The 20,197-nt window shown below is 39.0% G+C and carries 16 protein-coding genes; 4 read left to right on the top strand and 12 right to left on the bottom strand.

Annotated elements, in window-relative coordinates:
• Positions 1–65 precede the first annotated feature (65 nt).
• The 7 genes from CCS02_RS15965 to CCS02_RS15935 all read right to left on the bottom strand — a co-directional run bounded on the left by CCS02_RS15965 (position 66) and on the right by CCS02_RS15935 (position 7,973).
• Positions 66–719: a hypothetical protein gene (locus tag CCS02_RS15965; RefSeq protein ID WP_100637094.1), complete on the bottom strand. Its 654-nt coding sequence runs from the start codon at positions 717–719 to the stop codon at positions 66–68.
• Positions 716–1,588 (bottom strand): nucleotidyl transferase AbiEii/AbiGii toxin family protein, encoded by an 873-nt coding sequence (locus tag CCS02_RS15960; protein ID WP_100637093.1) that lies wholly within the window; start codon positions 1,586–1,588, stop codon positions 716–718. Before CCS02_RS15960 ends, CCS02_RS15965 begins: the two co-directional genes overlap by 4 nt.
• Complete coding sequence (locus CCS02_RS15955; RefSeq protein ID WP_100637092.1) at positions 1,572–2,495, bottom strand: type IV toxin-antitoxin system AbiEi family antitoxin domain-containing protein; 924 nt, start codon at positions 2,493–2,495, stop codon at positions 1,572–1,574. Before CCS02_RS15955 ends, CCS02_RS15960 begins: the two co-directional genes overlap by 17 nt.
• 526 nt (positions 2,496–3,021) lie before the next feature.
• Entirely contained in the window at positions 3,022–5,595 is a 2,574-nt protein-coding gene (gene mobF / locus CCS02_RS15950) for a MobF family relaxase (protein WP_100637091.1), read from the bottom strand.
• Positions 5,595–7,301 (bottom strand): type IV secretion system DNA-binding domain-containing protein, encoded by a 1,707-nt coding sequence (locus CCS02_RS15945; RefSeq protein ID WP_100637090.1) that lies wholly within the window; start codon positions 7,299–7,301, stop codon positions 5,595–5,597. Before CCS02_RS15945 ends, mobF begins: the two co-directional genes overlap by 1 nt.
• Positions 7,301–7,603: a hypothetical protein gene (locus CCS02_RS15940; RefSeq protein ID WP_100637089.1), complete on the bottom strand. Its 303-nt coding sequence runs from the start codon at positions 7,601–7,603 to the stop codon at positions 7,301–7,303. The genes CCS02_RS15945 and CCS02_RS15940 overlap by 1 nt, the downstream gene beginning before the upstream one ends.
• Before the next feature lie 178 nt (positions 7,604–7,781).
• A complete protein-coding gene (locus tag CCS02_RS15935) occupies positions 7,782–7,973 on the bottom strand; it encodes a helix-turn-helix transcriptional regulator (RefSeq protein ID WP_100637088.1) in 192 nt (63 codons plus the stop codon).
• A 124-nt stretch (positions 7,974–8,097) separates the two neighbouring features.
• Between CCS02_RS15935 and CCS02_RS15930 the strand changes: the two genes are divergently transcribed.
• Together CCS02_RS15930 and CCS02_RS15925 are read left to right on the top strand one after the other, a co-directional pair.
• A complete protein-coding gene (locus tag CCS02_RS15930; protein ID WP_100637087.1) occupies positions 8,098–8,760 on the top strand; it encodes an RNA polymerase sigma factor in 663 nt (220 codons plus the stop codon).
• Between the two features lie 58 nt (positions 8,761–8,818).
• A complete protein-coding gene (locus CCS02_RS15925) occupies positions 8,819–9,028 on the top strand; it encodes a hypothetical protein (protein WP_100637086.1) in 210 nt (69 codons plus the stop codon).
• 61 nt (positions 9,029–9,089) lie between these two features.
• Here the strand turns inward: CCS02_RS15925 and CCS02_RS15920 are convergent, their stop codons facing one another.
• Positions 9,090–10,385 (bottom strand): tyrosine-type recombinase/integrase, encoded by a 1,296-nt coding sequence (locus CCS02_RS15920; protein ID WP_198515397.1) that lies wholly within the window; start codon positions 10,383–10,385, stop codon positions 9,090–9,092.
• A 1,245-nt stretch (positions 10,386–11,630) separates the two neighbouring features.
• On the opposite strand from CCS02_RS15920, the gene CCS02_RS15910 reads away from it, so the two are divergent.
• Positions 11,631–13,187: a Fic family protein gene (locus tag CCS02_RS15910; protein WP_100637084.1), complete on the top strand. Its 1,557-nt coding sequence runs from the start codon at positions 11,631–11,633 to the stop codon at positions 13,185–13,187.
• Between the two features lie 216 nt (positions 13,188–13,403).
• Entirely contained in the window at positions 13,404–14,216 is an 813-nt protein-coding gene (locus CCS02_RS15905) for a TOBE domain-containing protein (protein WP_100637083.1), read from the top strand.
• Between the two features lie 46 nt (positions 14,217–14,262).
• On the opposite strand, the gene modC is transcribed toward CCS02_RS15905, so the two are convergent.
• The 4 genes from modC to CCS02_RS15885 form a co-directional block, all read right to left on the bottom strand.
• Positions 14,263–15,402: a molybdenum ABC transporter ATP-binding protein gene (gene modC / locus CCS02_RS15900; protein WP_100637082.1), complete on the bottom strand. Its 1,140-nt coding sequence runs from the start codon at positions 15,400–15,402 to the stop codon at positions 14,263–14,265.
• A gap of 2 nt (positions 15,403–15,404) precedes the next feature.
• Positions 15,405–16,088: a molybdate ABC transporter permease subunit gene (modB, locus tag CCS02_RS15895; RefSeq protein ID WP_012068696.1), complete on the bottom strand. Its 684-nt coding sequence runs from the start codon at positions 16,086–16,088 to the stop codon at positions 15,405–15,407.
• Positions 16,089–16,097: 9 nt separating this feature from the next.
• The gene (modA, locus tag CCS02_RS15890) at positions 16,098–16,856 is read right to left on the bottom strand and encodes a molybdate ABC transporter substrate-binding protein (RefSeq protein ID WP_100186833.1); all 759 of its coding nucleotides are present in this window, start codon (positions 16,854–16,856) and stop codon (positions 16,098–16,100) included.
• Positions 16,857–16,974: 118 nt separating this feature from the next.
• Positions 16,975–20,187: an HD domain-containing phosphohydrolase gene (locus CCS02_RS15885; protein WP_198515396.1), complete on the bottom strand. Its 3,213-nt coding sequence runs from the start codon at positions 20,185–20,187 to the stop codon at positions 16,975–16,977.
• Between the last annotated feature and the right edge of the window lie 10 nt (positions 20,188–20,197).

Genomic DNA, 20,197 nt, shown 5'->3' with positions numbered 1-20,197 from the left:
ATGGGTGCTCTAATGGGGGCTCTGATAGGGGGGGAGGTGGTTGTTACTTAATAAGTCTGCTTGACTTAATCTTGAATGTATAAAATCACACTGTAATCATCTCTGCATACATTGAATTCGCTAGCTTTTTGTATGCTTTTCTCAAATGAGTCTACATTTAGTTCGATGATTGACTCATGAGAGTTGTTTCGCCACCAACCATCAGAGCATAATACGATAGAGTCTGCCTTCTTTAGGTTGAAGGTTTTTGATATTTCAAAGGTATGTGTATTGTCAGTTCGCATAGGATAAGACCAGTCTTTGAAAGGGTGGTTTGCAAAAGTTCTATGCGGTGCTCTTACAGTGCCATGTCTTTTTTGGGCTGCTGAATGATCAAGTGTTATAAAATTGTGATTTGGTATATATGCTCGACAATCCCCTGAGTGACCAATGATTGCTTTATTTTTGTGAATGAGAGCAATAGCTATGCTTGCCTTTCCTGATCTGGTGCAACTGTTTAGGCTCTCTTGAACGATCTTTTCGACGTCTAATTTTAGATCGTTGATGTTCATACTACTGCTCACATGATCAATATGGCTTACAAATTCAGGTAAGAAATCTGGGTCTGAGGATATTAGGCTATCTAAAATGCCTAATATCAATAAATTATCTCTTTCGATAATTATTAACCCATCGAGATTTTCTTGACCGTCAGGTGAAGATGTTCTCGACAATATCATAGGTTGTCCCAAGGTAGGCTTTTGTAAAAAATTTTCACACGATTAAAGGACTCGTCAAAATCAGGGAGGTCTCCTTCTACCTCATTTCTTAAGGTGTCGTACTCTTTTTTCGAGCGATCGTAAATTTCTTTATTGTCTAGGGCGTGCTTATTTATCTGGCTTAACTCTAATCTATCTTTAGATTTGCTTCTTAAAGTTTCAAGTATTAGCAACTTCTCTTCATCTGAAAAATCGTCGATTTCATTTATTAAAAAATTCAAGTCATAAATGTCTTGGCGTCTTGATCTTTTTCTTTCAATTTGTTGTAGAACGGATCTGATCTTTTCTGATATAAGATCTATTATTCCATAAACAGAAAACTCTGAACCTTCAATTTTCAATTCCTCGGGGTGTGGTATGTATTCGTTAAAGCTATAATCTATTTTTACAGTTTTTGGAGATTGAAGATCTAGTAGCCTTTTATGTTCTTTGGACCCTTTGGAGGCGTAGCCAATAGTTATCACTAAAGATGGGGTTGTTCTTTGATCTTCCTCGCCTTCTTTGATTCTTGGTTGGCTTTTTATTTTTTGGATGCGGCAATCGATTCCGTAGTTTAGTTCATCTATGGCATCTTGTAGTGATGTATGGAGTTCCGCCTGGAAGGTTTCTATATCAAAATCCTGAAATTTCTTTTGCGTAGAAAAATCAATATCTTTGGTAAAGCGACCGCTTTTATATCTAAGTCCTAGTAGCATTCCTCCTTTCATAACCATTAATGGTTTAAGATAATCGCTTAAAGAGATTGCTTTGATTAAAGTGTGTACAACCTTTCTGAACTCTTTTTCCGTGGGGGGAGCTTGATTGACCCACTCATCAATTTCTAGTTCCATATTTTTCAAACCTTTCTAAGTTAATTGATATGCACCATCTTTCAGAAAAATAGGGTGAAAACTCATCTTTTGGAGATAGCTTCCTACTTCCTCCTCGTTGAGCTTTATTTGCCCATTCGTCAAATTTTTGATCACTTATCCCTAATAAGGATTCAATGATAAACCCTAGTCTAGCTTTATCGATTGCTTTTCCATTTTTATCAAATTCTTTTATGATTAATCTTTTGTTGTCTTCAAAATTTTCTTCGAATACATCTATTACATGGCTTAAGCCGCCACACTCATCCGGATTTTGAAGCATGTCTAAAAAAGTTTTTCCAATAGGGGATACTCTGACTCCACCGCTATCTGGTATTTCTTTAAATACAGTAAAATTTTTACTCTTATAATATTGGAATGTTTTATTTTCTATTTTTTTTCTTATCTCGATACTTCTTTGTTTTAGATAAGTATTTTCTTCTATGTCTGAATCAGAATATTTTTCATGAAGTAAGTCTTTATAAGTCTCTTTGCTTGGAATCATTATCTGAATAACTTTGGGTATTCTCTCTGTCAGTCCATGATAGTCCATTGCACTTAAATAGCACAAATTGCTAAAAAGATATAAATAGCAGCCAGCTTGCTCAGCTGAAAAGTTTCCTTTTCCTGAGATTACGTAAGCTTTGTTGTCGATAAGAGGAGTTAGAACTCCATTCTGTTCCAGTAATCCCACTTTATTTCTGAAAGTAGAGTCATCTGGTTTATCTTTGAGTATTTTTCCAATCTTTACTCCTTCGAACTCTTTATTTTTATATAAATCAAGAAGTATTTGGTATAGGTCTGCATTAGTTATGACTGGGCTGGTGTGGAGCTTTAGAACAGATAAATGGAATGATTTATCCAGAGAAATTGTCTCGATGGTAGTCATTTTTAATCAACCTCATGTATAAGTCCTAAGGACTTATACATGTTTTTTTTGTTTAAGTCAATTCAAGTGGTTGGTTTTTTTGTTGATTTATATGGAAATTAAATCATTTTAGAAGGGATACCATACGTCCTAAGGACGTATGGTATCCCTTCATCTTCGTTTTGTCAATTTTAGATTTTATGATCGACCATATTGAAAACTTATTTTATATGGTATAACATCACACGTCCTTAGGACGTGTGATGTTATACTATGTTGAAAACATATTGATTTCCTCGTCAGTCTACCTTACAGTAGGCGTCCTTAGGACGCCTACTGTAAGGTAGATTTTAAACTTGCTATTTGTCTGCGACCTTTTTGAATGCCTTGCTTAGGCATCTGACAGCTTTAAACCTGAGGTTTTTAGCAGGGTTTAAATGGAATAGGCACTGTATCATTGTTAATACAGTGCAGTGTTGGTAGTTGAAATTCAATGCGCTATTACTGAGACGGGAGTGAGCGCTAGAACCTTTTTAAGGGGAAATATTTAAATTTCTAACTCTGCTACATGGAGCTGTTGTAATTCTTTCTCTTGTTGCGTTTCTCGCTGGGCTAGATGTTCAATTGCTAGCGAATGATAATTGTCTCGTCTTGTAAGCTCTGCTAGCTGTACTTCTCTCATTTCTTGAGTTGGTTCAACACTTATATCTTTTGCTTTACATCTCTCATTTATTTCAGCGCTGTTTATGTACAGATGTGACTCGTCTTTGTGTCTACTGAGCGCTACATATGTATTTGCTCTGTTCATACCGCCTGAATAAAGCGTAAAAGTGTTGCCGTCTATTGTTGTGCCTTGAGAGCTGAACACGGTGAGAGCGTAGGCATGGCAAAGATGAGCGCCTAGTTCATCACTATACTCTGATGCTAAAAACGAAATGGTTCTTTTGTCATCTACTTCTATAGTGAATTGAACATCATTTTCTAATTGTTGAATTTCTTTTATTGTGCCCAGAGTGCCATTCGAAACCCTTAACGATCGATATTCATTTCTACAGAATTTGACTCTATCGCCAACAGAATACTTATATTCAAAGAGCTTTTCAGCAACGCTGCATTTTAGTGAAATATTTTCTGTTCCCACTCGGCCTTCTTCAATATGAATGTTTCTAATGGCTTCACTGAGTACTTTCACATCTTTCCATTGCTGAGCAAGAACGAGAGATTTTTTAGTAGGGTTCTCACGTTGATAACGATGCCAGTCTTGTATTAGCGCTTCTTTCGCCTTGTCGTTGCTCTCAGACCAGTGAAGACATTTTTTTTCTTTTAATGAGTACAACGCTCTTGCTGAATTTCCATCTCGTAGGTCTGCTACGACCTGTTTTGCCCATTCTTGCCTTTGACGTCGAATGGTTTCAATGCGTTGTGCGCCTAAAACTTCTGGTCGAGATAGATAGCGTAGAACTCCGCCTCTATTGATTGCATCTAATTGTTTGTCTTCACCAGTCAGTATAATTTTACAATTTGATGCTTTTGCTTCGAAAAGTAATACCTGTAAATCTGTACTAGGAAGTAACCCTGCCTCATCTATAACAAGGGCATCTAAGTTTCTTAAAGGGTGTTTGTTGTCATTAATAGAATGAACTAGAGATGCAACCGTATGAGAGTGAATTCCTGTTTCTTGCATCAAGTTATTGGCTGCTTTTTTGGCTATGCAAGCACCTTGAATTCTTCCTCCCTGCTGCTCATATGCAATCTTGGCAGCAAGCATGAGAGTCGTTTTACCTGCGCCTGCGCTACCTTGTGTAATAGATAAGTCACCAGAGCATAATGTGTATTGAATTGCGCTTTTTTGTTCTTCATCGAAAGAGAAGCCTAGTTGCTCTTCAGCTAGCGAAATTGCTTCATTCACTTGTTGTTCGTTCATTGTTTTTGTATAGCTGTTAGCCAAAAACTTTGCGTCTTTTACCATTAAACGTTCACCTGTGATGACGTCTTCAGTGGTAAATTGCTGCACAAAACTATTGTAAGGATTCAGAGAAATGACTTCTTCATTTTGTAGTGTCTGAAGTGCGAATTCTTCAGCTTGTATAGCGCTCATTCCACAATGTGACGCTCTAATTGCAGTCTCTTTGAATAAGTCTTGCTTAGTGAAAATAGCTTTTTTCTCTGTTAGTTCACTCAATATTACCGCTTGGTCTAGCTCTTGTGGTTGAGTGATTTTCTCAGATAGAGTTAGAGAATCGATAAAGGATTCAGTTAAACCATACTTTTCTAATTCAATTTTCCACTTTTGAAAAAGAGTGTCCTTATCTACTGTTTTTTTAGCTTTTCTAGTTATGGTTTTAATGCGAGCTCCTTCTTTACTTGAGCTGCTTTTTATACCTGCTTTTTTAAGCTCCTTATTAATTTCTTTTGCTCGACTAGAATAAGCATCGCACGCCTTTTTAGACACACCTCTGAGATGAAAAGAATCGCCATCGGGTTCAATTTCAAAACCCAATTCTTGCATTTGAAATGCAAGCTCTGCGCGATAAATTGCTCCTGTAGCCATTTTCCAGCGGTAGATAGAGTTTGACTCTACTGCGCCCCACGTTCCGTCTTCACGAGATAAACAGTTAATAATCAATAGGTGATCGTGAAGCTGGGGTTCGGGAAGGTTCTCATTTCTATTTGTGCAATGTTGAAAACCAGCAATGACAAAACCAGATGCTTTCTCATGTTTTAAAGAGTTTTTGCCGCGACGAGTTGTAGCAACTTGGCGTTCCATAAATCTGATTGTTTTGTGAACTGCTTGGCTCTTCGCGCCCTCAATTTTCTTTTTTAATTGATGAGAGGCGCTAGCCCAAACAATACTGACGCTTTTTGGTGCACTGAGAGTGCAGTCCCATGCGGCTCTTCTGTTATCTTTGCCCGCATTCTGAACCAATGGTTCCCCTGATGGAGAAAACCCCGCCATTAGCTGTTGATAGTCTTTGTCGTCAATGGTTTGACCGTGTAGCCCCAGAATTCTAGCTCCAATGCCGAGCCAGTTTCCTTTTGGCTCTCCGTGGCCTGAGTAGTAATCTTCCTTTGCGAGATTCATGTAGTAAGCAACGTTGTTTACTGGGCTAATTGACATCATTATTTGTTTTTCCTTTTGTTTAATCGATTGCCTTGTTGCTTAACTTTCGGCTGTGTATTGCGTTGCGATACTGAATTAGTTAGCCATTGCGCAGGTATTACCTTTTCGGCATTGCCTGTCGGTTTAAATAGTGGCCATCTCAACTTATAAGCAGAGTGCCAACTAGGAATTTGCATATACCCTTCAACACCCTTTCTCGTTGGTTGGCTAAGATGAACAAGGTCTGACGTTTTTACTAATGGCTCAGAAGATCTTTTTCCAGAATTATCAGGATTCTCGTAGTTAGGTTCTTCAGCGTCATACAGCCCATATATTTTTGCAGTGTCTTCTGCGTCACTTCCTGCTGCCCCCATCCGAAATGTAATAACGTTAGATAGCAGGCTTAACATTGAATGAGTTTCTTTTTCTCCATAGATATTATGGATTTGTGAAATAGATTGAGTACACAGCACTGACCTTGCGCCTCGAGCTCGTCCGAGCGCTAACCATTTCAATATGCTTGGGTTACGGGGGAGGTTTGCGAACTCATCAATAAACAACCATGTTTTTCGCTTAGTTGAGTTATTGGGATCTAAAAAATGTTTAGTCATAAATGATATGACCGCATTACATAGAGGTTCACCTATGCTCTCGAATTGGCTATTTGCTTGAATTATGACAACGTGTTTTTCGTTATCTTCTGTGATCCACTTTTTTAGACTAAATGTTTTGTTATTTTGTTGGTTGGGCCACGCTTTTGCTAAATCTTGAACCCAGCTTAATTTTGTCATGATGTGAACATAGAAACTTGTTGTAGTTTTTGAGTTTGGCGTCAGTAATGAATCTGCCAAAGGGTGGTGCTTAACGAATATTGAGCGCGCCTGATCAGGAGAGAACGTTAGTTGTTTATAGATATCCTCCCAACCCCACGCTTTTTTCTTTGTATTAATTAACGTCATTATCATACTGATAAGAATAATTCGGGCACCGCTATCCCATAAAGGATCCGGACTTTTTGAATCCGGTATGAGGCATTTTGCCAAAAGCTCCGCATCTTCCTTTGTTTCAATATCGTCAGAAATATCCCAATACGCACCTCTCTTATCCCATGGCGCTAGCAATATAGAAGTGTCAGCGTTATAGAAGGCCTCGGTTAATGCGCCAGCCTCGTCATAAATCACAGCATAGTCACCACGTTCAATAGCCTGCTGAACGAGTGGCTTAAACGCCGTAGATTTACCTGCTCCTGTTGTTCCGAGAATAAGAAAATTATTTTCTTCTCTCAGATTGGTGATTTGTATTTTTGGATGTATTTTTATTCCAGATGAGGTTAAGTTGTTATCTATTAAGTCTTTTTTATGCATACTTTGAGCATGCCTGATCGCAGCTTTACCTTTGTATAACTTTGGGCCACTAATGTGTATTAACTCTTTTGGTTTCTCCCTAGATTTAAAGCAGATTGTGACAAAAGCCATAGAGGGTAAAAATGCTATAAAAATAATAATTGGAATGATTTTTTTCTGTATTAATTGATTTATAAAAACCTCAAGGCCAAAATTTTTAAATATATAGAAGTAGTTTGAAAACGTTTTTATTATATTTAACTCATTATTGTGATATGAAATATTAAAATATAAGCTAATCAATACAAGAGATACTGGAATTGACAGCAGTATGCTGGCCAAAATGAAAACTATATAATGAAATATTTTCTTCAATGAAATCATTATTCATTTCCTTTTTTTATTTTTGATAAGTATGTGTTTTTAGCTTTTAAATATTCTTGATCGTCTAGACCTGCAACGGCTGAAACCATTTCAAAAAAGCGCTTTTCTAAACGTTTTTCTAAGAGATCAATTTTTTTATTTATATCTTCATTGCTCTTGTATGAACTCCAAATATGACGTATAAATTCAGAGTTGTTCATTCTTTTGTCTTCCGCTTCTTGTGTTATTTCATTATACTGAGAAGAAGAAAATCTAGATGTTATGATTTTTGTTTCGTTTAGTTTGAATGTTTTTTTTATCATCGTTATGCTCTTTTAATGTATACATAGTAAACACTATGACTTTGCTTGTTTTTTTAAGAATAAAATAAATTTTATGTATTCAAGAGTGAAGTACGCTAAAACCTTGATTATCTTAGTTTTAGCGTGTTATCAAAATTAACCTAATGCCCAGCTAGGAGCGTTCAGGTCTGAGTCAACGTCACATCTTAATGTCGGCTAACCAGTTGTTAATGTCTTGTGATCTCCAATATGGAGTACTAGAGCCAAAGTAGATTGTCTTGGGGAAGTTTTTATTCTGTCTGATTCGCCAAAGAGTCGCTCTACTGACACGAAGCATGTTCATTAGGTCGTGTGTTCTTAGTAGCTGTGCTGTGTTTTTCGCTTCAATCATCTTATTGTCCTACGTCTGTTGTTGAGGCATTCTTAGCCCCTCACTATATACATGTCTTGTTTTTATAAAAAAGCGTAAAAATAAATTGATTTTTTATTAAGGTACTGATTTTTAAGGTTTAAATATGTTTAAAAGTGATTTAGAACTTATGGTTTTGATTGGTGGAGGTGATAAGATTGCCTTCAAAGAGCTTAAAAGCAGATATGATGGTTATGTGAAAGGGGTATGTAAAAAGTGCTTTGAAACAGAGTCTAAAGGTTTGCATTTGCAGATGAGACAGGGCTATACAAACCTCATCGAAGATGTTGTTACGGAGGTTTGGCAGGCAGTTTATAAAAAAGCAAATTCTGATAAAGCTATAGATAACGATAACGGTAAAGATGAGAGTGCCTTTAAAAAATATCTTACTGTAATAATAAAAAATCAAACAAAAAAATTAAATGCTCAAAGTGCTAAAAATAGATCTTCAGATAGAAATACATTTTATAATTCTAATAACTCTTTTGTTAGTATAGAAGATGTTGTTGAGACTGATTTTATAGATAATCGTCATGATTTTTATAATGAGCATTCTATTTATTTATATGAAAAAGAAATTGAGGGTTTAATTCAGGATCTCACGGATAAGGATAGAGAGATCTTTTCTGCTTATATAAAAATGAGTATAAATGAAGGTAAGGGCCAGAAGGAAATTTCTAACTATCTTGGTATTTCTTTATCAAGCTATCAAAAAAAAATAAAATTAATAAAAGAATATATGAAAGAAAAGTTAAATGATATTCGTTGACTTTCTATGATTTGTGTTTTTAAATAGTGCTAAGATAAAAAATAATAAGGTTTTAAATATGTCGTTTTTCTTTTGTGATGAGTCTACAATTATTATTGATTCGGTAACTTTTTCTATTAATAAAGATAATCTGGAAAGATCTTCAATAAAATCTCATTTTGAAGGTCTGGGCTCTTTTCTAAGCTTTGAGTCTGCTAGAGCTCTTTTGTCTGAAGAGCAAGCTGATAAGCTTATCAGCTTGGGCGTAGCAGATCTTAGAAGAAAGTAAACGAAATCAAATCACCATTTTGGACGACTTTTATCCATTGTGGTGATTTTTTGATCTGTTTCTACTTTATTTCTAGACTAGAATTAAATAGTATTTTATTTTCCCACATTGACAGCGCATCTCTTTTTTCTTTTAGATATTCATATCTATCATAGTGTCTTGAGCTAACATCATTAAGAGCATGATTATGAATCCTATCGCGAGTTTCTTTATTGATGCCTAATTCGCCCATCAAAGTTTTACATGTTCTACGAATGTCTCTTGGAACAAACTTTCTTATGTTATTATGTTCTAAAATGAATCTTGTTACAGCAGTAGAGAAACTATCAGTTAAGGCATGCCCAGTTTTGCTTCTTGAGCTACTAAAAATGAAACCATTGTTGACTATATCATTTTTATTTATTTTTTTTAGTATAAGAAGTGCTGTGTTTGTTAAAGGTACAATATGATTTCGCTTATTTTTTGATATGTCACTTGTGATCACAAGTGTTTTTTCGTCCCAGTTTACCGAACTCCACTTGCTTGCAAGTAGTTCATTTGGTCTTTGTCCTCCGGTAAAAAAGCAAAGTAATAGTAGTGCATAGTTTAAACTTCCAACTTTTTTTGTATTGATGAAGTTAGCTAGCGTGTACTGTACTTCATCTAATGATAAGTAATGATTACCAACATTTTCAGCGTTTTTTTGTTTTGGTATAACTGTAACTGGGTTATGTTCAATACCAAAAAAAATGTTTTGTGACCGTGACGCTGGGTTGTTGTCATGCGTGAGAGCATAGTTAAATGCTGTCATTAGATACGAGCGAACACGATTACTTTGTGTGGCTGCTCCTCGTTCAATCATGTGGGCTAAAATATTTTTTATATCTTCTTTAGTAACGTTTTTTGCTTTGGTAGAAGGATCGATAAGCGAAAAAACTTCTTTTTGTAATGAAGAGAGTACTGTTCGGTATGTTCGCTTTCCGTCCAGTCTCATTTGCTCAGTGTAAGCATGAAAGAGATCATTAATAGAGCCTTGCATAGCTTCTTGTCGTTGTTGCTGCTCAAGGTTTTGTCTTTTGCTTTCTAGCTCCCGTTTTGGATTGAGTCCATTTTTTAGGTCATTTATGAAGGGGGAAATTCTTTCTCGAGCATCAGCTAGAGACAGAGAGGGGTAACGTCCAATCTGTATGTAAGATACTTTTCCTCCGATTTTATACTTATACGCAAACTCTTTTGAACCAGAAGTGCTGACTCGAACAACGAGTCTACCAACGCCACGTTCACGAGTAGAATCGACAAGTTCATATTTCATTGCTTTGCCACTCGAACTCAGCTTAACTTTTGCGCCGCGGATCTCTTTATCAGTAAGGGCTTTCAATTTTCAACCACCATTCTTTTTTCTATTTTGGGTGCTCTAATGGGTGCACTTAAGATGAAACATAATGAACTATTTTGAAACACATTGAAACAAAATAGTCTATAAAATCAATTGATTGTAGTGGTTTTTTGTTTCAGGTTGTTTCTAGGTGTTTCATTTTTACACGACTCATAATCGGCAGGTCCCCAGTTCAAGTCTGGGCAGGCCCACCATATAAAATAAGCCCCGATAGGTTAGTGAAAACTGACTTATCGGGGCTTTTTTATTGTCTGAAAAGTACTCTTTGGGGGGCCGTTGGTTAGAATATACGCCGTAATTACTGAATACCTGTAAACTGATTAATAGTCTTTTAAGTGTGATTTTGAAACGGGTATCCATGGATAATAAAAAAACAGCGTTGGCTGGGCTGAAGAGACTTTTAACTGAGCAGCATAAACCTTTTGCGTCAGCACAGATTGAGTTGTTGGTGGCGATAGATACATTTCCAAGGCTGCTAAGCAGGTGGGGATCATTTATAAGACAGCATGGAATCGTATTGATGCATTGAATAACATGTCTAGTCAGCCTTGAGTTTGAGTGATGTGCTTAACTGGTAGTGCGTAAGGCGGTGGATGCTGTTGACGGAATTTGGTCAAAGTGTGATTGTCGGTTTTCAGGCTTTGCAAGAGGAGCGTCAACACTTGGTTGCACCTAATACGTTGCCAGGAAGTGATCATGACTAGAAAGAGAACCTCAATGACAAATATTAAAGCAATTTTTTGCCCAAGCATGATAGTCATTTATCCACTCTTTTGTTTGAATATCAGCCGCTATACCGTGTCCAACGTCCTGACTCGTTTCCGCTAACGTTGAGTAATTCTCAATAATGCGCGCAAAAGTAATTTGCAATATTTCGTTGAAGCCCCCTGACAACCCTCTTGGAACGGTCAATTTCATCGATATCAATAAGTTCTGAGATAACTTTAAATCGCCCCCTAAGGCATAATGGTTGTTAGCTCTCAGAGAGACAGATTGGGCTGAACTATTTATTTCTAACACCTCTTGCCTTAATTCCACGGTGACAGTGTTTTAATGCTCTGGCAGGAGTTTACTTTTGAATGCTCAGCGCCCACTACCTATCCAGCACAATAAGCGAATTATGATTAGACGCAATAAGCGAATAGTGGTACAACTCAATAAGCGAATAATAGATACGTACGTACGATAAGCGAATCTATTCACAGGCAAATAGGAAGAGCAGGTACAATGGCAACCCCCTCCGAAAAACTGGCTGATGCATTAGAAGCCCTTCATCAACTCCAAAAAAATGGCTTAGTGGCTATACGTTCTGCTGAGCTCTCGCGCACTTATCGTGAACGCCTCGTTCAAAATGGCTTCCTTGAGGAAGTTATCAAGGGATGGTATGTGCCAGCGAGACCCGATGAAACGCGTGGTGAAAGCACGGCTTGGTATGCGTCCTTTTGGCAATTTTGTGCAGCTTACCTTAATTATTTAAAAGGCGATGATTGGTGCTTGTCACCTGAGCAATCTATCGCGCTTCATTCTGAAAATATGACAGTACCAAAACAGTTATTGGTTCGAGCCATCAAAGCACGGAACAATGTAACAGTATTACCTCATGGTACGTCACTTTTGGATATCCGTTCTTCTCTCCCTGAACGTGGTAAAGTTAGTGTCAAAAATGGGCTGCGCATCTACAGTCTTTCCGCTGCATTAATTGCTTGTAATAAACAAAGTTTCACTCAAAACCCAACAGACATGCGTGCCGCATTATCCATGATTAGTGACGCATCCGACGTCCTAGAGCAACTGTTAGACGGGGGGCACAGCTCTATTGCTGGTCGTTTAGCTGGCGCATTCAGGAATATTGGCCGCAATCAAATTGCCGATGATATTTTGAGCACAATGCGAGCAGCTGGGTATGATTTGCGAGAGTCAGACCCGTTTGAATGTCAGTCAAGCCTAAGCTTCTCTCGACGAGAGCAATCCCCATACGTAAATCGTCTTCGGCTTATGTGGCAGGATATGCGGGAAATAGTGATAGAGCACTTTCCAACATCTCCTTCGCAAACTGTCGATAAAACCGTGTACATGAAGCATGTTGAAGACGTGTATGTAACAGACGCCTATCACTCGCTTTCTATCGAGGGTTATCGCGTAACACCAGAGCTAATAAACCGTGTTCGAGCCGGAGATTGGAACCCAGAACAAAATACCGACGATAAAGAAAGGTTAAATGCTTTAGCCGCCCGAGGATACTGGCAGGCTTATCAAGCCGTGCGCAAAAGTATAGAACAAATACTTGATGGACATAATGCAGGGGAAGTCGTCGATAATGATCATCGAGTATGGTATCGCGAAATGTTTGCGCCCGGAGTAACGGCTGGTATCCACAAGCCTGCCGATTTAGCAGGTTATCGGAATGCTCCTGTATTTATCCGACGTTCCATGCACACGCCTCCAAGTAAAGAGGCTGTGCGGGATGCGATGCCCGCATTCTTTGAGTTGCTACAAGGAGAAGAAGATGCCGCTGTGCGCGTAGTGCTTGGGCATTTTATATTTGTTTATATTCACCCTTATATGGATGGGAATGGCCGCACGGGACGTTTTTTAATGAATGCAATGCTTGCGAGTGGTGGCTACCCTTGGACGATTGTGCCGCTAGAAAAACGCAATGACTATATGGCAGCACTTGAAGAGGCAAGTACTAACCAAAACATAAAGCCTTTCGCGAAATTTTTAGGATCACTTGTTCAAGCTGCTCTAGAGGGTAAGGCAGAACCTCCACTACCTCGCAGTTAACTAAAATAAGATGCCGCGCGAATGCTACAGTAAATTGTGTAAGCCACTACCCTCGCTTTCACATCCTGATATGTCATGATTACTCTCTCGATATTAAGTTTGTTACTTCTTCTCGTTGGTTTATCTGATGATGTTTTTTAATACCATGGGTATTAAAATTGTCTTTAATATAAACTGGTTAGTAAGATTATAGATGCAATTAGCAAACAGGTTTTTATGACAGATAAGAAAACAGCGTTGGCTGGGTTGAAGGGGGAGGTTTTCCTATTAACCGAGCAGCATAAATCTTTTGCATCTGCGCAAATTGAGTTGTTGGCCGCTATTGATGTGTGTGGTTCTATTTCCAAGGCCGCAAAGCAGGTGGGAATCAGTTATAAAACTGCATGGGATCGTATTGATGCGATGAATAATATGTCGGCTCAGCCTTTGGTGGTTCGTTCTACCGGCGGCGCGCACGGCGGCGGAACTTTGTTAACCGAGTTGGGCCATCGGGTTATTTCGGGCTTTCAAGCTTTGCAGGAAGAGCATCAAAAATTCATTGAGCGTTTAGGTGATAAGCTGCATACATTGAATGATGTGGCGAGTTTTATGAAGAGTGAGAGTATGAAAACGAGTGCAAGAAATCAATTTCGAGGTACGGTTAGTAATATTACTCTTGGTGCTGTAAATGCTGAGGTTGAGTTGGATGTCGGTACTAATCAATCGATAATTGCGATGATTACTCAGGAAAGTGTTGAGCTACTTGCGTTGAAGAAAGGTTGTGACGTAGTGGCTTTGATCAAGGCTTCGTCAGTGATTTTGAGTACTGATACAGGTGTTGTCACCAGTGCTCGAAACAAGCTGGTTGGTACGATCTCGCGTTTGTTACCAGGTGTAGTTAATACGGACGTGACGTTAGATATTGGGGGGGGAAAGTCTGTGTCCGCGATTATTACCAACATCAGTGCCACGGAATTAGCGCTAGAAGTGGGTAATAAAGCTTGTGCGTTATTTAAGGCTCCAAGCGTGATATTACTCAGAGACGAATAGATTCTCTTCTCTTCTGAGTCTCTTTATCTCTTTTCTGTTTATGTGATTACCTTACAAGAGCCACACTTTTAATTTGAGCCCAGAGTACTTTTCCTTCTGTTAAGGTTAGGTGCTCAACGGATCGGTAGGTCAATCTTGCTATAAGCGTATTTTGTTCTGTTTGTAATCGTACTAACGCCATGGCTGGGTCCTTGTCTGCAACAATTTCGAGGACTTTTACTGGTAGTCGATTCAATATGCTGGAATCTTCATGATAAGTGAGCGTTAAACTTACGTCAGTGGCGAGTATTCTTACTCGAACATTTTGTCCTAGAGTGTCGCCGTTGTTACGAATCCATAAGTCGCTACCTGCGCAAGATACTTTTGATAAGTGCCACTTATTGTCTTGTTCAATAATCTTGCCTTGCCAGATGACGCCAGTGTCATTATTCACCAGCAGTGGTGATTTAAGTTGCGAAAAAACCTCCTCTACACGCCCTTGAGTGGCAACTTTGCCGTCTTGCATCAGCACCACATGATCTGCCAGGCGCATGACTTCTTCCACAGAATGGCTGACATATAAAATAGGTGTTTTGAGGGTAGAGCGAAGCTTTTCTAGGTAGGGCAGGATTTCTTGTTTTCTTGCGTTATCTAGTGATGCTAAGGGTTCATCCATGAGTAATATTTTGGGTTGAATCAATAAGGCTCGGGCGATGGCAACACGTTGTTTTTCACCGCCAGACAATTGCTGTGAATTATGCGCCAGTACAGATTCTATGCCCATTAAGTCAATGACTTGTTCATATAAGTTGGCTGGCAGAGGAATGCCACTGCGTTTTATGGCGTAATCTAAATTGCCTTTTGCGGTTAGATGGGTAAAGAGGCTAGATTCTTGAAACACATAGCCTAATGGCCGTTTATGAGTCGGTAGGAAAATAGTATCGTTTTGCCATATCTCCCCTTTCATTATGAAGTGCCCTTGTTGTGCTCGCTCTAGTCCTGCGATGCAGCGTAGTAGGGTGGTTTTCCCTGAACCGGATTGTCCAAAAATAGCTGTCACGCCACTTTCCGGAAGAGTAAGGTCGACATTTAAAGCAAAACCTGATGATTTTGTATTTGAGTGTTGTAGGTGGAATTTGGCATACAGGCCTTTTTCGGTAGTTTCTATGCTTTCTGTATTCTCTGTTGTGGTGTTGTTTGTTGGCATGCTCACTTCGCTCCCCATAGTGTATTTTTTCGTTGAAAGCTATACAGACCGAGCAACACCAAAAATGAAAAAATCACCATGATAGCGGCAAGTTTATGGGCTTGGTCATATTCCAGTGCTTCAACATGATCGTAGATTTGCACTGATACAACGCGAGTCTGTCCGGGAATATTGCCGCCAATCATTAAGACAACCCCAAATTCACCGACAGTATGCGTAAAACCCAAAATCGCCGCAGTAATAAAACCGGGCTTTGCTAATGGTAAGACAATAGTGAAAAAGCGATCCCAGCTGCCAGCTCGTAAAGTGGCTGCTACTTCTAATGGTCGTTCTCCAATTGCTTCAATGGCGTTTTGTATGGGTTGTACGACAAAGGGCAGAGAATAAAACACTGATGCGACTATCAGACCCCAAAAAGTAAAAGGTAGTGTTCCTATCCCCAATTCTTGAGTTAGTTGTCCAATAAAGCCATTGGGTCCCATTGCTATCAAAAGATAAAACCCCAGCACAGTGGGAGGCAAAACTAGTGGCAACGCGACTATGGCACCGACTGGGCCTTTTAGGCGAGAGCGGGTACGTGCCAACCACCATGCGATTGGGGTTCCAATGAGCAGTAAAATAACAGTAACAGTTGTCGCTACTTTAAAGGTTAGCCAAATGGCTTCTAGGTCTGACGCAGAAAGCATGCTGTGGTGTTATTCCGTTTTATAACCGTATGAATGAATGATGCTACGAGCTTTGTCACTACGTAGGTAGTCAAGTAGTTCTTTTGCTGCAGTGCTATTTTCTGCGCTTTTTAATAATACGGCATCTTGGCGTATAGGGCTGTATTGATCAGTGGGAATGATCCAACTTGAGCCTTTTGCAATTCGCCCTTCACTCATGATTTGTGACAGTGCAACGAATCCTAAGTCTGTATTGCCTGTACTGGCAAACTGATAGGTTTGTGAAATGTTTTCGCCCATTACCCATTTTGATTTAGTTGATTCTGTTAGTCCTAACTCCTCTAATACTTCTGTTGCAGCAACGCCATAGGGCGCAAGTTTTGGGTTGGCTAATGCTAATTTATTAAAATCACCGCTTTTTAAACGAGCATCATTGTTATCGATAAAATCAGGCTTAGCTGACCATAATGCTAGGGCACCAATAGCATAGGTGAAACGAGTACCTGTAACGATTAATCCTGCTTTTTCTAAGGCATCAGGTTTGTTTTCATCAGCCGATAGAAATACCTGAAACGGAGCGCCGTTTTGAATTTGGGCGAAGAATTTACCTGAGGAACCAAAAGATAGAATGACTTTGTTACCCGAATCTTCTTCGTACTGTTTGGCTATGTCTTTCATAGGGGCCGTGAAGTTTGATGCTACCGCAGCATGGATTTCTTCTGCGTAAGTTGAGGAATTAAGCACCAAGAAACTTAATAGCATGATGCTTAGTGAGGTGAATGACCGCATGAATTTATCCTTATAGAATTGTCTGAAAATAGGATTTATATAGATTCGTTATATATTGCGTTATATAACGAATCTGCGCAAGAGGGGGATGTTTTTAGCCTATCTTTAGGTAAGTCTTCTAGGTGCGTTTTTTAGGTAAGTTTTCTAAGTAAGGTTTGATATTAACGGTATCGATCTGGTCTTTTGGTAAGAATTTCTCGGCGTATTTTAAGTAGGTATCACTTTCTAAAAAGAAGCGAAATAGCTGTAAATCGAGGTGTCCCTCTTGGCACATGTTAAACATGATGTCGATAGCGACGCTTATTGGTTTGGCTTTTTTATAAGGTCGATCTGAGGCTGTTAGAGCTTCGAATACATCGGCGATCATGAGGACTCTATCAGGAAGGCTGAGTTGTTCTGCATTGAGCTTTCGTGGGTAACCTTGGCCGTCCATTCTTTCATGATGAGTGGAAGCGTAATGAGGTACTCGGCTCAGTTCAGGCGGGAATGGCAAGCTCTCCAGCATAGTAATGGTGCTGATGATGTGTTCATTGATTTTAAATCTATCTTCTTTAGTAAGCGTGCCTTTTTTTATCGTTAAGTTGTAGATTTCACCTTGGTTATATTGATGTGTTGGTATGGTCATTTTTATACCCAAGGAAGGTGGATAGTTGATATTTTTAAGTCGTGGGATAATGTGTTCTAGTTTATCGGACAGCAAGGTTTCTATCACTGCTTGTTGGCCAAGCTGTTCACTTTCTAGATTGCCTGCTTGAGCTTGTTTGGCGAGCATCATTTCTTCTGCAGGGGATAAGCCTAAGCGATTACTAAAATGACGTATCCATTCTTGCGCGCCAATTTCTTTTATTTTCTGTCTGTCTTTTTCGCTCATTAATTCACTGCCGACGTTTGCTTTGGCAACTATAGCGAATTCTTCTTGAAGTATTGTTTGGCGTTCCTCCCATGCCGTTAAGGCGATGGTAGGATCTTGCTTTTCAATATGTACTTTATGTAAGTAATCTATTTCTGCATCACGCCATAAGACTTCGAAACGTGTGCGAATTTCATGAATGCGATTGTAAGTGCATTCGAGCTTTGAGCCTTTGTCTATGATGTGTTCTGGCATGGTGATTTTGCCGCAGTCGTGTAACCAAGCGGCAATGCGGAACTCTAGTCGTTCATTGTCATTGGCGAATTTGAACGCTTTATAAGGGCCTTCTTCGGCTTTTTCTAAGGCGTCAGAAAGCATCAATCCAAGTTCAGGAACCCGATAGCAATGACCGCCAGTATATGCCGACTTGTCATCTATAGCCGTTGCGATTAGACGAATTAATGCCTCCATAAATCCTTTTTGGCTGGCTTCGTGCTGTTTAATATCTTGTGACATTGAAACAAAGGAGTTGGACAGTTGCCAGATTTCTTTGATATTGGAATCTACAAATGCTACATCGTCAAATTGGCGTAGTTTGATTTTCTCTGTTACTCGCTGTAATTGTCGAATGGGACGGACTATCGGCGTACTGAAAAGCCAGATAATCGGTAATAGGATCACCATCACTAAGGCGCTTAATAATGCTGAATGAAAAGCCTCTTTAGTTGCTTGTTGGAAAAGCATTTTCTCTGTTATGACAGCGGTAAAGTATTGTTTGGTGAATATGTCATTACCTATATTTTTGATAAAAATATAGTAGCGGGTACCGTCATTTTTTTTGATAATCAGAGGCTGTTTAGCGTTTGGATCATCAGCAGTTTTGATTAATTTTTTAAAGGGAATATCAAGATGATCTTGCATATACTGGGTATTCTGCTGTAGCCAAGCAACATCTAGAGCATCTCGTTGAGCAGGTGTAATTTGACTTAATGCCTGATTGATTAAATCGAGCGCAAATTTTTGCTTTTCTTTTGTTACCAGATAAAAGTGACTAGGTACGATATTGTTGATTTCTACTAATTCATCGTACACTTGTAAGCCTTCAGCTTCCATTATGCTTATTGTCGATTTTAGGACAGGAGATGCACCTATAATGGCGTCATATTGTCCGGATTGTAGGCGTGAAATGAGATCTCGTTCGGTGATGGACTCTTGCCATTTTATGTTTGGAAAGTGTGTTTTGAGCGTTGGTAGGACTGACCAGCGGCCTAAAAAGCCGACGGTTTTTCCATTTAAGTCACTTAAGGACTTTGGTTCTTGCGTGATATTTTTTGTTACAATGGCATACGGAATATCTCGCAATGGAACGCTGTATAATCCTTCAATATCTGTGTTTTGAGCTTTTTGTACAGACAGTAAAATATCAATCCCATCATCTTTGTATTTTTGGACAAGTTGTTCACGGCTGAAGCCATTTATGTAGTCAAACTTAAGACCTGTCATAGCGCTAATCATTTGCATCAACTCGATAAAGTAGCCTTTTGGTACTCCTGACTCGCTGAAGTCAAAAGGGCGCCAATCATTCTGATTAGATACTTTAAGGCGACCTAGATTGGTGATGGCTTCTTTTTGTTGCTGACTTAATAGTATTGGTTGTATTTCAGGTGTGATAACAGAGTGGGTGCTATTAATGTTCGAGGCAATAATTTCTCCATTTTGGCTAAACAAAAAAGCTTGTTCTTGCCCATTAATTAGTTTTGATGAAGATAGAGACAGTTGATCAGATAAAGACGATAAGAGAATATCTAAGCCAATTACCTGGTCTGTATTACGTATTCGTTGAGCGTAGGTTTGCCCGGATATTTGTAGATGCTGAAAAAGGTAAGGCGGGGTTTTATAGATATCATTTTGTGCTGAAGCTGCGAACCATGGTCGTTCAGTTGGGTAGAAATTGCTGTTTTCCGTTTGCTGGTGATTAAGGTGAAAAGTAGAGGTGTAAAAGTAGGTTTGTCGTAGACGTCTTTCATTACTGCCTGAGACTTCGACAACAGCCCAACGATCATCTGGCTGAGCACCCATTCGTTGTCTTATATCTTTGGCTGAATCTAGGTTGATGAGCTGAAAAAAATGTTCTTGTTTGTCACCAATGTAAAGGCTGTATAGCTCGGGACGTTTTTTTAAGAACTGAGCAAATAAACTGCTTTTACGTTCGATACTCGCATCAGATAGATCACTGTTGATTAATTCTGCAAGTAAGCTGACAGTCTGTTTTGCATCATTCTCTAGGCTATAAACGCTGTCGCTCATATGGTCAGAAAGTAAATTCATGCTAGATAACATATGGCTGACGGCCATTCTTTTACTGGCACTGTACTGCAGTGAAATGGCAACAGAGGCTGTAATAACAATAGCCAGAAGGAACATGTTTGCGACTAGAATTCTGATAGATAATCGTTTGAATATCCGTTTTTTGCTAGTCACCATTCACGTC

This window comes from Marinomonas sp. ef1, from assembly GCF_002806845.1.
Lineage (GTDB): Bacteria > Pseudomonadota > Gammaproteobacteria > Pseudomonadales > Marinomonadaceae > Marinomonas > Marinomonas polaris.
Note: the sequence above shows the minus strand (reverse complement) of the source record. Positions and strands in the feature narration are given on the sequence as shown.

What these genes read in the sequence shown, in the direction of transcription:
- CCS02_RS15965 (WP_100637094.1), bottom strand. Translation starts at nt 719, where the DNA reads ATGATATTGTCGAGAACATCTTCACCTGACGGTCAAGAAAATCTCGAT.
- CCS02_RS15960 (WP_100637093.1), bottom strand. Translation starts at nt 1,588, where the DNA reads ATGGAACTAGAAATTGATGAGTGGGTCAATCAAGCTCCCCCCACGGAA.
- CCS02_RS15955 (WP_100637092.1), bottom strand. Translation starts at nt 2,495, where the DNA reads ATGACTACCATCGAGACAATTTCTCTGGATAAATCATTCCATTTATCT.
- mobF (WP_100637091.1), bottom strand. Translation starts at nt 5,595, where the DNA reads ATGATGTCAATTAGCCCAGTAAACAACGTTGCTTACTACATGAATCTC.
- CCS02_RS15945 (WP_100637090.1), bottom strand. Translation starts at nt 7,301, where the DNA reads ATGATTTCATTGAAGAAAATATTTCATTATATAGTTTTCATTTTGGCC.
- CCS02_RS15940 (WP_100637089.1), bottom strand. Translation starts at nt 7,603, where the DNA reads ATGATAAAAAAAACATTCAAACTAAACGAAACAAAAATCATAACATCT.
- CCS02_RS15935 (WP_100637088.1), bottom strand. Translation starts at nt 7,973, where the DNA reads ATGATTGAAGCGAAAAACACAGCACAGCTACTAAGAACACACGACCTA.
- CCS02_RS15930 (WP_100637087.1), top strand. Translation starts at nt 8,098, where the DNA reads ATGTTTAAAAGTGATTTAGAACTTATGGTTTTGATTGGTGGAGGTGAT.
- CCS02_RS15925 (WP_100637086.1), top strand. Translation starts at nt 8,819, where the DNA reads ATGTCGTTTTTCTTTTGTGATGAGTCTACAATTATTATTGATTCGGTA.
- CCS02_RS15910 (WP_100637084.1), top strand. Translation starts at nt 11,631, where the DNA reads ATGGCAACCCCCTCCGAAAAACTGGCTGATGCATTAGAAGCCCTTCAT.
- CCS02_RS15905 (WP_100637083.1), top strand. Translation starts at nt 13,404, where the DNA reads ATGACAGATAAGAAAACAGCGTTGGCTGGGTTGAAGGGGGAGGTTTTC.
- modC (WP_100637082.1), bottom strand. Translation starts at nt 15,402, where the DNA reads ATGCCAACAAACAACACCACAACAGAGAATACAGAAAGCATAGAAACT.
- modB (WP_012068696.1), bottom strand. Translation starts at nt 16,088, where the DNA reads ATGCTTTCTGCGTCAGACCTAGAAGCCATTTGGCTAACCTTTAAAGTA.
- modA (WP_100186833.1), bottom strand. Translation starts at nt 16,856, where the DNA reads ATGCGGTCATTCACCTCACTAAGCATCATGCTATTAAGTTTCTTGGTG.